Genomic DNA, 14,492 nt, shown 5'->3' on the forward strand with positions numbered 1-14,492 from the left:
CGCACTCCCAATCAAAACTAGTCTCTGGTAATACCAAGTTCTCCCAATACTTTTTCCTGCTTCTCTTCCATCACTTTGGCCTCATCTTCCTCCATGTGATCATAACCACAAAGATGAAGCATTGAATGTGCCACAAGAAAAGCAAACTCCCTCTTAAGGCTGTGTCCATAATCAGCAGCCTGTGATCTTACTCTGGCCTCGTTTATCACAATGTCCCCAAACATAAGGCCACCTGTATCAGGATTTAGGAGATCAACCTTTTGCTCTGAATCCATCACAGAAAAGTCTCCGGCTGTCTCATAGCTGACATTCGGAAAAGAAAGAACATCAGTGGGAGAATCTATTCCCCTGAACTGACTGTTCATTTCCTTAATACCCTCATCATCAGTGATGGTAAGGCCTATCTCTACAGGATAATCGCATCCTTCCATTTCAAGAACCTTTTCCGCCACAAGCTTTGATAGCTCTTCAATATCAAATCCAAAATCTGCCTGAACTTCATTCTCAACGTAAAAAGTCATAGTAAAGCTTCTCTTTCTTTAGGATCTTCCGCATCTGATCATACTCGTTATAGGTGATATCAAATGCCTTTAATTCTCCAGCTTTCTCTTTCTTATCAAAGAGATCATCTATCAGTTTATCATAATCTATCTTAGCATCCTTATTCTGCTTTATGAGATACATGATGGAAACAATAACAGTCTCACAAAGCTGAACTGTAAGCGCCTCTTTAGACTTAATCTTTCCTTTTACGGGCTCAATATACTCATGAAGGTACTCGATAGCCTCAATAGGAAAGTTGTTATCTGTGTAATAATGCTCTACATCCGCCCATTTCGTCTTGCCATCCAGAACACCGATCCTGTGATAATAAGCACAGGCCTTTACTGCTCTGTCATTAAAGCCCAGTCCTAGGGAAATCCTCTCAGAAAGATATCCAGTGTGGATAGCCCTGAAAAACTCATCTTTATCCTTCTCCTTAAGCTCTGCAAGAAGGTGATACTCAGCGTCATTTATCTCCATGTACATATCATTAGACTTTCTGATGATATACACACCAAACATATTCAGGAAGATCAAAAGAATGATCAGATTCACCATCAGATTAAGGATTGGAAGCAGCAAAAGATTAAAGGAAAGGGTCCTGTTTTGGAAAAGCACATTAAAGGCAATGAGCAGAACTCCCTGCATCAAAAGCGCCACAAATGTAGGCAGACCAATGGATGTATTTTCCTTAAGATCCCTGAAAAGAGCTATTGCAACAGCTCCGGCAAGAACATACATAAACAGTTCCCCAAAGGAACCATTTTGCTCAAGCATAACAGAAATAGTGACAAAGCTTATTCCTGAAATAATTCCGATCTCTGCATTAGAAAAAAGCCCCAGAATTACAATAAGCGACATGTAAGGCCAGAATACATTAGGAACAAAGGAAAAGAGACATGACAGAACTACCATCAGCATGTACACAATAAAGAACCTGTTCCTTTTGTAATAGTTATCGTAGGAAAAGCCTTCTTTCCCTCTTCCGGCAGCATCAAGGAGCATAAAATCCACGACTCCTGCACAGATAAAGGAAACAATAGTATTCCTTAAAATAGCTTCATAACTTTTATCAGATAAAAAAGATGTTAAGAAAACCATTATGCCTGTAAACAAAAACATAGCGGCATACAACAGTTTTATTTTAATATCCGAAGACTTCTCACCTTCCATTTACCCTTTTCTTCTCCAGCTTCTGAACATTTTTTCTTACTTCTTTGTTTGCGGCCTTTTTCTCGTAATCCTCATATGCCTTAACTATCTTCTGAACCAGTGGATGCCTTACAACATCAGCACTTGTCAGATTACAGAAGGCAATGTCATCAATATTCTTAAGGACTGCGCTTGCCACATCAAGTCCTGACTTTGTATCCGGTGAAAGATCCTTCTGAGTAGCATCACCGGTAATTATAACCTTAGAACCAAAACCAATTCTGGTAAGGAACATTTTCATCTGGGCAGGTGTGGTATTTTGAGCCTCATCCAGAATAATAAAAGCATTATCCAGTGTTCTTCCTCTCATATAGGCCAGGGGTGCCACTTCAATGAGCCCCTTCTCCATATTCTTGATGAAGTTCTCTGTGCCAATGATCTGATATAGAGCATCATAAAGAGGCCTTAAATACGGGTCTACCTTGCTCTGCATATCTCCCGGCAAAAATCCCAGTTTCTCTCCTGCTTCAATGGCAGGTCTTGTCAGGATGATACGGGACACTTCCTCTCTCTGAAAGGCTGTGATGGCCATAGCCATGGCAAGATAGGTCTTACCTGTACCGGCAGGACCAAGGCCAAAAACTATCATCTTATTACGTATTGCATCGATATATTTCTTTTGCCCAAGAGTCTTAGGCTTGATAGGCTTTCCGGAAATAGTGTGGCAGATAACGTCCCTGTCTATATCCACAAGAACGTTGTCACTTTCCTTAACACCAGGCTCTCTTTCAGCATCCTGTTTGAGGGAGATTGCATAATCAACGCTCTGCTCCTCCACCATGGATCCGCGCCTTGATAACTGAACAAGTTCTCTGATTATCTGAGATGCCCTCTGGGCGCCTTCCTTTTCGCCTATTATGTGGAGCTGTCCGTTTCGATCAATGATCTCCACCTGGAAGCTCTTTTCTATTTTTCTTATATAGCTGTCATTACCACCAAAGATGTTTCTCTCATCATCTGCAGTAAGATTCAGCGTTAGTTCCGTAATCTCACTCATATAATAAATCCTGATCGTTATTTATGATAAGGTTCTCCGTTTAGGATCCTGTATGATCTGTAGATCTGCTCAAGAAGAATGACCCTCATCATCTGATGAGGAAATGTCATGTCCGAAAAACTGATGGCCATCTGAGATTTCTTAAGTACACTTTCGTGAAGCCCAAGTGACCCACCAATAATAAACTGGATGTGGTTTATTCCATTCACTCCCTGCTTGCCTATAAACTCTGAAAGTCCTTCGGAGGAAAGCTTTTTCCCTTTTATCTCCAAAGTACAGATTTTAGCCTTATCATCGAGGGCTTCCAGTATCCTGTCAGCTTCCTTCTTTTTTATCTGCTCGCAAAGAGCCTCAGGAGCATCATCCAGGGTCTTTTCATCTGCCACCTCGATGATATCAAGCTTACAATATCTGGAAAGCCTCTTGGAATACTCAGCTATAGCCTCATTCCAGTACTTTTCCTTTATTTTGCCAACACAAATAATACTGATCCTGCTCACAAAAATACCTTACTGCTTCTCTTGTCCACCTGTAATGATACCTGTTACTCCATTGCTCTTGGCACCATCAACAGACATGAAAATATGATTGTCAGAATTTTCCCTTTCACTAAGAACAGGGATTTTCCCTTTATCGTCAATGGCAGCATAGTTGACCTGTTTCCAGTCTCCACCCTCGCAGCTTCCAAGCCACTCAATAGTGTTGCCATCCTTGTCAATGGTGATGATATACATATCTCCATTGTATTTACCGGAAGAAAAACCTCCTATGGCATTTTGAAGATAAAGATCCTCCTGGTTCATATATTCAGGATCATAATCATAGTGCTCCTGTCCCTTACCATCAGGAAGGTCATTAGCCCACTGTCCTGTATACATGTGCTCTTTTACCACATAGGTACTGTAATTCGGGTAGAAGGATACCCATGTTCCATCACCGTTTCTAAGTCCATTAGACCATTTTCCGAAATAATACTGGTCATTGGCATAAACAGCAAGGCCCATACCATCAGGCTTACCCTCACTATTCTTATCTCCGTAATAGTAGAAATCCTTACTGCCATTAAGAGAAAGAGACATGGTCTCATATCTTTCCAAATGTGCCAGATCCCTTACTGCATCCATATTTCCGTCGGCCCAATAGGTGTACATATCCTTAAGCTGAGCATTTACGTCATACTTCATGCCCCTGTATACGTTCTTTAATACAGCAGCACTTGTAGCGTAGAAGCTGTTTCCGGAAATAGCTGCCTTAGCAGTATTTTTAGTCTCCGAATATGTGAGCACAGAGGATCCTGTAGAACCAGAATCCCCTGTAGCTGCCAAATCGCTTTCATCAGATTTTTCTTCGCTTGCTGTGATCACAGAAAGACCTTCTGTAGACTCCTCCTGACCACTGGAATACTTAGCAATGTTTTCTTCAAGCATCTCGCCATCATTGTTCTTCTTGCCTGAAAGAGCAAGGAACAGTACAAGTATCAAAAGAATTACTGCTGCAATACCTGCTGTAATGGCTAATTTGATTTTTTCCTGTTTATCCAAATGTAAGCTCCTTATAACTGATCATCTTTCCTTGCCATAGAAGAAAAGTCCAAGCATTCCGGGACCTACATGGGCACCGGAAAATGGTTCGTGCTGTGCAAGAGTGATGGGTGTGTTCGGAGCGATCTCACGGATCATCTTAACCAGAGTATTTGCATCCTCAAGGCAGTCACCATGGGAAATGCAGATATGCTGATCTGGCACATCCATTACCTTTTCCTGAAATTTACTAACCAGAGCTTTTATAGCCTGGCTACGGCCTCTAACCTTAGCGCAGGAAACAATGTGTCCTGTGCTGTCACCATAAAGGATAGGCTTAATGCTCAAGACAGTTCCAATGGTTGAAGCAACACCACTTACACGGCCGGTTCTTCTAAGGAAGTTAAGATCATCTACCGTAAAGTATTGACACATGTGAGGAACGTCCTCATCCAAAATCTTAGCTGCTTCCTTAACATCAACACCCTTCCTTGCTAAAGAAGCTGCTCTTTCTGCTAAAATACCATTTCCAAATCCGCATCCGTGGGAATCCACAATATGGATAAAGCGTTCGGGGAACTCCTCTAAAAGTTCCTCTGCTGCTATTCTTGCAGCATTATAAGTTCCACTGATGCCTGAACTCATGGAAATATAAATAATATCCTGTCCCTGTTCCAGAACCGGACGGAAATGTGTCTCAAACAAATGCGTATTAAGCAAAGATGTCTTAGCAACCTTGCCATTTCTCAGGTCCTCATAAAATGAATGGCCATCGAAATGATCAATATCCCCAAGATACACCTGTGGCACATCATCAAGCAGATAATCGTTTGGAATGAGACTTATGCCATCAAGCATTTCCTTAGGAAGGTTTGCGCATCCATCTGCAAACACTACAAAACTATAGCCCATAACTCCCCCACTTACTTTGAAAGATATTCGTCGATGCCCTTTGCAGCTGCTCTTCCTGCACCCATTGCAAGAATTACAGTAGCAGCTCCGGTAACAGCATCTCCACCGGCAAATACACCCTTCTTTGATGTCTGCCCGTTTGCTTCGTCAGCAACGATACATTTTCTTCTGTTGATCTCAAGACCCTCTGTAGTTGAAGAAATAAGAGGGTTAGGAGAAGTTCCAAGTGACATGATAACTGCATCACACTCGATCTCGAACTCTGATCCCGGAATCTCAACAGGGCTTCTTCTTCCTGACTCATCAGGCTCGCCAAGCTCCATACGGATGCAGGTAATGCTCTTTACCCATCCATTCTCATCCTCATGGATCTCAACAGGGTTTGTGAGAAGGTCAAAAATGATGCCCTCTTCCTTAGCGTGATGAACCTCTTCCTTACGTGCAGGAAGTTCTTCCTCACCACGTCTGTATACAACATGAACCTCTGCACCAAGACGAAGTGCTGTTCTAGCAGCATCCATAGCAACGTTTCCGCCACCAACTACTACGCACTTTTTAGCCTTCATGATAGGTGTTGTTGAGTTCTCATCAAAAGCCTTCATCAGGTTGCTTCTTGTGAGGTACTCATTAGCTGAGAATACACCCATAGCCTGCTCACCTGGGATATTCATGAATCTTGGAAGTCCGGCACCTGAACCTACAAATACAGCCTCAAAGCCTTCCTTCTCCATAAGCTCGTCGATAGTAACGCTCTTTCCGATAACTACGTCAGTTTCAAGCTTAACGCCAAGAGCCTTAACGTTCTCAATTTCCTTCTTAACTACTGCATCCTTAGGAAGACGGAACTCAGGAATGCCATAAACAAGTACTCCGCCAGCCTCATGAAGTGCTTCAAAGATAGTAACATCATAGCCCATCTTTGCAAGGTCTCCGGCGCAGGTAAGTCCTGAAGGACCTGAACCGATTACAGCAACCTTTTTGCCCTTCTTCTCCTTAGCACCTTCAGGCTTAATTCCAAGCTCACGTGCAGAATCTGCAACGTATCTCTCAAGCTTACCGATAGATACAGCATCGCCCTTGATGCCTCTTACACATTTACCCTCACACTGGCTCTCCTGAGGACATACACGTCCACATACAGCTGGAAGTGCGCTGGACTTACTGATAACCTGATAAGCAGCCTCAACGTTTCCTTCTTTAACCTCTTTAATAAAGCCAGGAATATCAATAGAAACAGGGCATCCCTCTACACACTTAGGGTTAGGACAGCCAAGGCATCTTTTTGCCTCTGTTTCTGCTTCTTCTTTATTGTATCCAAGACAAACTTCCTTGAAGTTCTTAGCTCTTTCTTTTGCGTCCTGCTCACGAACAGGAACTCTTACAAATCCATCCATACTTTTTCTCCTATCTATGACTTTGAATCCCTATCTTAATCGCAGTTTCCGCATCCGCCGTGGTGTGTATCACCTTCCTGTGCCTTGAGGAAAAGCCTTCCCTCCTCAGTCTTGTAGAGCTTCATTCGATTCATAGCCTGATCAAAGTCAACCAGGTGTCCATCAAACTCAGGTCCATCAACACAGGCAAACTGAACCTTACCACCAACGGTAAGTCTGCATGCTCCACACATGCCTGTTCCGTCAACCATAATAGGATTCATGCTGACAACAGTAGGAATACCGAGCTCCTTGGTGAGCTTACATACGAATTTCATCATGATCATTGGTCCGATTGCTACGCAGTGATCATACTTATTTCCTTCATTCCAAAGATCCTGAAGAGCAACTGTAACCATTCCGCTTCTTCCATAAGAACCGTCATCTGTTGTGATATGAAGGTTACAAACCTCTTTAAATCTGTCCTCAAGGATAACAAGATCCTTATTCTTTGCACCGATAATAACATCACAGTCAACACCGTGCTCCTTAAGCCATTTAGCCTGAGGATAAACAGGAGCTGTACCAACACCGCCTGCAATAAAGACAATCTTCTTTTTCTTAAGCTCCTCAACGTCCTCATAAACAAGGTCAGAAGCTTTTCCTAAAGGTCCTACTACATCTGCAAGCTCATCTCCCGCCTTAAGATGAGAAAGCTTATATGTTTCAGCACCTATAGCCTGGACAACTATTTCTACAGTTCCCTTTTCTCTGTCATAGTCACAGATTGTTAAAGGAATTCTCTCTCCATCCTCATTTACACGAATAATAAGAAACTGTCCCGGTAAACAGGCACTAGCTACACGTGGAGCCTCAACGATCATCTGAAAAATGTTCGTAGTGAGCTCATTTGCCTCCAAAATTTTGAACATACCTCTCCTCCTATCTGTTTGATATTGTTATCAGTGTATATTTGCCACTTGAATCGTAACCTAATCTGTTAACTGTGCCATCATGGGTATTAACTGCGTACATAAGCCCTGTGGGAGCTGTCGTACCATCGTTAAATACATGATTCTCAACAACCACGTAATACTCACCGGCACCTTCTATTTCAATGATTGAATTATATATATACTCGTAATGACCGTCAATTCCACGAACCTTTCCTGAAGAGTCCAAAAGAATATCCAGACGGACCAAAGTTGCAACCAGTGTGTTTACTGCCTGCTCTGCAGAAACCAGTCTTGAATAAATAAGGTGATAATCTCTTTCAACTATCTCACTGGCATTTCCATCAGGATCATAGGCGATAAACTTATAATGGCTGGTACCTACAGGCATGGTAATCGGAGAAACATACTGTTTTGATTCCTCCGTAGGATCTGAGCCGTCGGTGGTGTAGAAAATGGTATTCCCGGCCTCTGCCACGGCAACGATCATGGTGTTCTGATTATACTCGCCGCTTGGCTCCATTATCTCAGGAGCTAAAGGTGCACCCTTTTCAATAACGTAAGTACCTTCCGCCACAGCACTTGAAATCCCCATCTCATTGATGGCAACTGCTTTTATATCGTAGGTTCCTTCCGTATCAAGAACTATCTCCCCCTGGTAAAGGATACTGCCATTTGTTGGATCTCCGTCATTAACCGTGTAGTAGATATTATCTGCAGAACCATCAATCATCTTCAGGTTAACATTTACCACATCAAAGGTTCCTGAAGAAGGTGACATAACCGGCATATTGGGAATATATCTGCTCCTAAGGTCTGCCAAAATAGCATCATCCGTCCCCAGAAGAAGCTCAGAAAGCTTATCATAATCCCCACCCTGTTTATAGATGGAAATAATGCCTTCATAGGCCGTAATGATCTTATCCTCTTCAAAAAGAGCTGAATCGACGATCCTTGTAAGAGCCTGTATAGCCTTTTCTTTCTCGTTGTTCTCCAGGTAGCAGTCTGAAAGTCTGAAAATGATGTCTGAATTTGAAGGATGCTCTTTATGACCTTCCTCCAAAATCTCTATAGCAGTCTCAAGATTGCCTGAAGATCTGGCCCTTTCTGCCTTGCTCAGGTAATAAAGTGATGTTTTGTTGCTGTAAACAAAGAATGTAAAAATGCAAACTATAAGTAAGGCAACCGTAACAACACCTATAAGGATCAGCTTCCATCTGGAAACAATGGCATTAAGGATGTCTTTTCTTTTCTTCGCTCTCTCCTGTTTGAGCCGTTCTTCCTTATTAAGTTCATCTGCCAGCCCTGAAAGAGTGGCATTTATCTGGTTTTCAACCTCTGGCTCAAAATCCGGGACAAAGTTTATCTCTGTGCCACAACTGTCACAGTACATATGTCCCTCAGGAATTTCAAGTCCGCAATTAGGACACTTCATAGAACGCCCTTCGTAAATTATTATCTGTGATGTCTTAACGCAGCTTCATAACAGTTATTCATAAGCATTGCGATGGTCATAGGACCAACACCTCCGGGAACCGGAGTAATAGCTGATGCTATCTGACTTACAGCCTCAAAATCAACATCTCCGCAAAGCTTGCCATCGACATTTCGGTTAATACCAACATCAATGACTACTGCACCTTCCTTGACGTGGTCTGCTGTAATAACCTTAGCCTTACCAACTGCTGCAATTATTATATCAGCTCTTTTACAAACTGCCTCAAGATCTTTGGTCCTGGAATGAGCTACCGTAACTGTAGCATTCTCCCTTAGCATCAAAAGAGACATTGGCTTTCCTACAATGTTTGACCTTCCGATGATCACACACTCCTTGCCGGAAATGTCAAAATCAGGAACACCTCTTTTCAAAAGCTGTATAACACCTGCCGGTGTGCAGGATACAAATCCCTCTTCTCCGATCACAAGAGCTCCCACATTGACAGGGTGGAAACCATCCACATCCTTGGAAGGGTCAATGGCATTTATGACCTTCTTCTCATCAATGTGCTTTGGTAGCGGCATCTGGACAAGAATACCATCCACATCGCTTCTGTCGTTAAGCTCCTGTACTAGTTCCAAGAGCTTATCCTCTGAAGTATCAGCAGGAAGCTCGTAGGAAAGAGAGTTATAACCAATATATTCACAGGCCTTTTTCTTGTTACGAACATAGACCTGGGAGGCCGGATCCTCGCCCACAAGGATAACTGCCAAAGTTACAGTAATGCCCTTTTCCTTAAGGGCAGCTGTCTTCTCCTTAAGCTCATCCTTTATCTGGGCTGAGATGGCCTTTCCATCAATCAACTTTGCACTCATTAAGTATCTCCTTAGAACAAACCTACAATCTTGCCTTCGCTGTTAACGTCGATATCAAAGGCAGCAGGTCTCTTAGGAAGGCCTGGCATAGTTACGATAGCACCTGTCAGAGCAACTACAAAGCCTGCGCCGGCTGAAACATAAGCTTCACGTACTGTGATCTGATAATCTCTTGGTCTGCCAAGCATTGCAGGATCATCAGACAGTGAGTACTGGGTCTTAGCCATACATACAGGAAGCTTACCAAAGCCCAGCTCTTCAAGCTTAGCCAGCTGCTTAGCTGCTGCAGGAAGAATGTTTGCTCCGTCTGCTCCGTAGATCTCAGTAGCCACCTTATTTATCTTCTCTGTAAGAGAAAGGTCGTCGGTGTAGATAGGTGCATAGTTTGAAGGCTTAGTTTCAATAGTATTGATAACCTCTTTAGCAAGGGCTTCTCCGCCTTCGCCGCCCTTTGCCCAAACCTCAGAAAGGGCAAATTTGCAGTCTCTCTCTTCGCAGAACTGCTTTACATAGTCCATCTCTGCCTGAGTATCTGTAAGGAATGCGTTCAGTGTAACTACTACAGGAACGCCATATTTCTGTATATTTTCAATGTGCTTCTCAAGGTTTACGATACCCTTCTTAAGAGCCTCAAGGTTCTCAGTTCCAAGATCAGCCTTTGCTACTCCGCCGTTGTACTTAAGAGCTCTGATAGTAGCTACTAATACTACTGCATCAGGCTTTAGACCTGCGATACGACACTTGATATCAAGGAACTTCTCTGCACCAAGGTCAGCACCAAAGCCTGCCTCAGTAACTGTGTAATCAGAAATTGAAAGAGCTGTCTTTGTTGCTCTTACTGAGTTACAGCCATGAGCGATATTAGCGAATGGTCCGCCGTGGACAATTACAGGTGTATGCTCTAAGGTCTGAACCAGGTTAGGCTTGATGGCATCCTTCAAAAGAGCTGCCATTGCGCCAACAGCATTAAGATCCTTTGCTGTTACAGGCTGTCCGTCTCTTGTATAAGCAACGATGATTCTTGAAAGTCTTGCCTTAAGGTCATCCATGTCGCTTGCAAGGCAAAGGATAGCCATGATCTCTGATGCAACTGTGATAACGAAGTGATCTTCTCTTGGAACACCGTCTGCCTTGGCTCCAAGACCAACTACGATATTTCTGAGGGCTCTGTCATTCATGTCCTCAGCTCTTTTCCATATTACCTGTCTGGTATCGATACCCAGCTCGTTGCCCTGCTGGATATGATTATCTAAAAGTGCTGCAAGGAGGTTGTTAGCAGAAGTAATAGCATGGAAGTCGCCGGTGAAATGAAGGTTAAGATCCTCCATAGGTACAACCTGTGCGTATCCACCTCCTGCTGCTCCACCCTTAATTCCAAAGCAGGGACCAAGGGATGGTTCACGAAGTGCTATAACAGTCTTATATCCAAGTCTGTTAAGTGCATCTCCAAGGCCTACGCTGGTTGTGGTTTTTCCTTCACCTGCCGGTGTGGGGTTGATGGCGGTAACAAGAATAAGCTTGCCCTTCTTGTTTCCCTGAACCTTCTTCAGATAATCTTCGGACAGCTTAGCCTTGTATTTGCCATAATACTCAAGGTCGTCCTCAGTGATCTGAAGCTTCTGCGCTACATCTCTGATATGAAGCATCTTTGCTTCCTGTGCGATCTCAATGTCACTCTTTACTGCCATTACTCTACTCCTCCTTTTTTTGCATCTTCGATGCAAAACAATTCGCATGCCATTAAAGTCACCTTCGGTGAAGGGCATGCTCACATCTGCATCATTTTCGCACGCCCTCATCAGCAAGTGATTCGGGCTGAGCCTTAGTTTGGACCCTCGTTGACGTAAGCCTCAAATTCCTGCTTAGTCATAAGTACTTTTCTTGGCTTGGTACCTTCTTCATCACCTACCACACCGGCCTCGCAAAGCTGGTCCATGATTCTCGCCGCTCTGTTAAAGCCGATCTTGAACACACGCTGGAGCATACCGATTGACGCTTTTTCTTTTTCTATGATAATGTTCCCTGCCTGAACAAAGTACTCATCTCGTCCCGATCCGGAATCGCCCATGCCACCGGAAGCCCCCTGGCCTCCACCACCTGACATCTGCATGTTCTGGATCTGCTGCTCTATCTCCTCGCTGTAAGAGGAATCAATCTTTTGATTTCTAAGGAAATCAGTGACTGCCTGAACTTCTTTATCTGATACAAAGGCCCCCTGAACTCTGGCGGGTTTGGTATAACCTTGTGGGTAAAAGAGCATGTCGCCCTTTCCAAGGAGTTTCTCCGCGCCGTTGATATCAAGGATTGTCCTGGAATCAACACCACTGGACACGGCAAAAGCAACACGGCTTGGCATGTTCGCTTTGATAAGTCCTGTGATGACATCTACTGAAGGTCTCTGAGTTGCAATAATAAGGTGAATTCCTGCAGCTCTTGCTAGCTGTGTCAGTCTGCAGATGGCATCCTCAACCTCATTGGCTGATACCATCATAAGGTCTGCAAGCTCGTCGACAATAACAACCAGCTGAGGAAGTACTGTCATATCAGGATCATCGCTGTCCTGGGCCAGTTTATTGTAGCCCTTAAGGTCCCTTACTCCTGCATCAGCAAACTTCTTATATCTGTTGGTCATCTCAGCAACAGCCCAGTTAAGCGCTGCTGCAGCCTTCTTAGGATCTGTCACAACAGGGATCATAAGATGAGGGATTCCATTATAAACAGAAAGCTCAACGATCTTAGGGTCGATCATGATCATCTGGACCTCTTCAGGCTTAGCCTTGTAAATAAGGCTCATGATGATGGTATTGATACACACCGACTTACCGGAACCTGTTGCTCCAGCAATAAGAAGATGTGGCATCTTGGCAATATCAGTTACTACTGTCTGACCTGCAATATCCTTACCTACTGCAAAGGCAAGTTTGGATGAGAAGTTCTTGAACTCCGGAGATTCAAACAGGTCTCTAAGTGCAACAGCCTGATTCTCCTTATTGGGAACCTCGATACCTACAGCAGCCTTTCCGGGGATAGGCGCTTCAATTCTGATGTCACTGGCAGCCAGATTCATCTTGATATCATCAGCAAGTCCAACGATCTTATTGACTCTTACTCCTGCTTCCGGCTGAAGCTCAAATCTGGTAACTGCCGGTCCCTGGCTGATATCTGTAACTGTAACGTTAACTCCGAAGGTCTTAAGGGTCTCCTGAAGTTTAACTGCTGTCTCCTTAAGCTGCCTAGCAGAATCTGTATTCTTGTTCTTAACGCCCTTCTCCAAAAGATTCAAAGGAGGGAATACATATTTCTTTGGAATCTCGCGCTTTTTCTTCTCGATTTCCTGCTCAAGGCCAGGACTTGTGGTATGTGGTCCCGGGCCAAGATTAGCAGCCGAAGAAGGCGCTGCTCCATTTATACTGCTGTCTGCCTTAGGATTTCTGGATATATGATCCTGAGCGTGGATCACATAGTCTCCATTCATGCCATTTCCAAGGTGCTCAGCATGTACCGGAACATCAGGAAGGATATCCTCATCCTCATCGGGCTCAGCACTCGCCCTTGCAACCAGTTTCTTTGGGGCCTCCAATGGCTCTTTTGCTGCGGCAGTGATCTCTTCGATGGCTTCCTCAGCATCATCTGTGGGGTCATCATAGCCCATACCGTGAATAGCCGGTTCCATGCGCATTACACGCTGGCCATCAGGCTCTATATCAGTCTCTATCTCATGCTTATCGTGATTGAGAATAATCTCATGAATATCATCGTGGAACTCATCTTCATCAGGGATGAACAAGTTCTTGGGCTTATCAGTAGATTCATTGTGAAGGCTTATCTCGCCAAGATCGTCGCCATCCTCCCCTTTGGTCAGGTCGGTGTCGATGGTAACGCCAATAGCTTTTTTCTCCATGCGAAGGATCTTTTCATCCTCCTTCTGCTCTATGGCAAGGCGCTTCTCCTCTTCGATTTCAGCCCGGCGCTGTTCCATCTTAACACGGCGCTTTTCAGCGTAATCACGGTAGTTGTCAGCCTCTTCCCTGGTCTTATCAATAAGCTTTCTACCGCCCTTTTTAAGACCTCCAACGAAGGAATGCTGAGTAAATACCACAACAGCCGCAATGCCCACTAGCAGCAGCAAAAGAGCTGTCCCAGCCAGGGACAGATACTTATAGGAAAGATATGCAAGAGAACCGGCAAAGAACCCGCCTCCGTTCCTGCCTCCGGAACTTTCCGTATATATTGTCTTAATGTCGTAGGAATTCAAAGACTGTGGTCTGCCCACAAGAAGGTCAGCCACCATACCAATGATAAAGAAAAGAACAATACCGGCCACGATCTTGCGCTTAGATGCGCTGGAGCCGAAGTTGGCGACGCCAATAGCAACTGCACCCAAAGCAACCAAAGGTGCAATATAGGCAGTAATTCCAAACAGACCAAATAAAATGCTGCTCACAGCATTTCCAAATGCTCCGCATATGCCAAAATTACAAAGGAACAGAAACACAGTCAGGGCCACCATTCCGATGACCACAAGTTCACTCCTTAGAGAATAGTCAAACTCCTCTTCCTGGATCCTCCTGTTACCTGCTGATGCACTTTTAGACCTGGAAGATCTGTTTCCAGAACTCTTCCCGGTTCTATTTCCCCTTTGATTAGTTGCCATTTCTTACCCGTACAA

The 14,492-nt window shown here is 44.0% G+C and carries 12 protein-coding genes; all 12 read right to left on the minus strand.

Annotated features, from left to right (window positions below; all coding sequences use genetic code 11):
- Positions 1–17: 17 nt before the first annotated feature.
- The gene (gene ybeY / locus BO18_RS29895) at positions 18–521 is read right to left on the minus strand and encodes an rRNA maturation RNase YbeY (protein WP_034452399.1); all 504 of its coding nucleotides are present in this window, start codon (positions 519–521) and stop codon (positions 18–20) included.
- Positions 505–1,716 carry an MFS transporter gene (locus tag BO18_RS29900; RefSeq protein ID WP_034452400.1) on the minus strand — a complete coding sequence of 404 codons (1,212 nt, stop codon included), beginning with the start codon at positions 1,714–1,716 and terminating at the stop codon, positions 505–507. The genes ybeY and BO18_RS29900 overlap by 17 nt, the downstream gene beginning before the upstream one ends.
- Positions 1,706–2,752, minus strand: coding sequence for a PhoH family protein (locus BO18_RS29905; protein ID WP_034452402.1), 1,047 nt, complete (start codon positions 2,750–2,752; stop codon positions 1,706–1,708). Before BO18_RS29905 ends, BO18_RS29900 begins: the two co-directional genes overlap by 11 nt.
- Positions 2,753–2,769: 17 nt before the next feature.
- On the minus strand, positions 2,770–3,252 hold the full coding sequence (gene rlmH, locus BO18_RS29910; RefSeq protein WP_034452403.1) for a 23S rRNA (pseudouridine(1915)-N(3))-methyltransferase RlmH: 483 nt from the start codon (positions 3,250–3,252) through the stop codon (positions 2,770–2,772).
- 9 nt (positions 3,253–3,261) lie between these two features.
- A complete protein-coding gene (locus BO18_RS29915) occupies positions 3,262–4,293 on the minus strand; it encodes a hypothetical protein (protein WP_034452405.1) in 1,032 nt (343 codons plus the stop codon).
- Between the two features lie 21 nt (positions 4,294–4,314).
- Entirely contained in the window at positions 4,315–5,184 is an 870-nt protein-coding gene (locus BO18_RS29920) for a DegV family protein (RefSeq protein ID WP_034452407.1), read from the minus strand.
- Between the two features lie 11 nt (positions 5,185–5,195).
- On the minus strand, positions 5,196–6,578 hold the full coding sequence (gene gltA, locus BO18_RS29925) for an NADPH-dependent glutamate synthase (protein WP_034452409.1): 1,383 nt from the start codon (positions 6,576–6,578) through the stop codon (positions 5,196–5,198).
- A 35-nt stretch (positions 6,579–6,613) separates the two neighbouring features.
- Complete coding sequence (locus BO18_RS29930) at positions 6,614–7,489, minus strand: sulfide/dihydroorotate dehydrogenase-like FAD/NAD-binding protein (protein ID WP_034452411.1); 876 nt, start codon at positions 7,487–7,489, stop codon at positions 6,614–6,616.
- A gap of 10 nt (positions 7,490–7,499) precedes the next feature.
- Positions 7,500–8,945, minus strand: a complete 1,446-nt coding sequence (locus BO18_RS29935; protein ID WP_034452414.1) for an FN3 associated domain-containing protein — start codon at positions 8,943–8,945, stop codon at positions 7,500–7,502.
- Between the two features lie 20 nt (positions 8,946–8,965).
- Positions 8,966–9,823: a bifunctional methylenetetrahydrofolate dehydrogenase/methenyltetrahydrofolate cyclohydrolase FolD gene (folD, locus tag BO18_RS29940; RefSeq protein ID WP_034452415.1), complete on the minus strand. Its 858-nt coding sequence runs from the start codon at positions 9,821–9,823 to the stop codon at positions 8,966–8,968.
- 11 nt (positions 9,824–9,834) lie between these two features.
- Complete coding sequence (locus BO18_RS29945) at positions 9,835–11,511, minus strand: formate--tetrahydrofolate ligase (RefSeq protein WP_034452417.1); 1,677 nt, start codon at positions 11,509–11,511, stop codon at positions 9,835–9,837.
- A gap of 134 nt (positions 11,512–11,645) precedes the next feature.
- Entirely contained in the window at positions 11,646–14,477 is a 2,832-nt protein-coding gene (locus BO18_RS29950) for a DNA translocase FtsK (protein WP_034452418.1), read from the minus strand.
- Between the last annotated feature and the right edge of the window lie 15 nt (positions 14,478–14,492).

It is taken from the genome of Butyrivibrio sp. AE2032 (genome assembly GCF_000702965.1).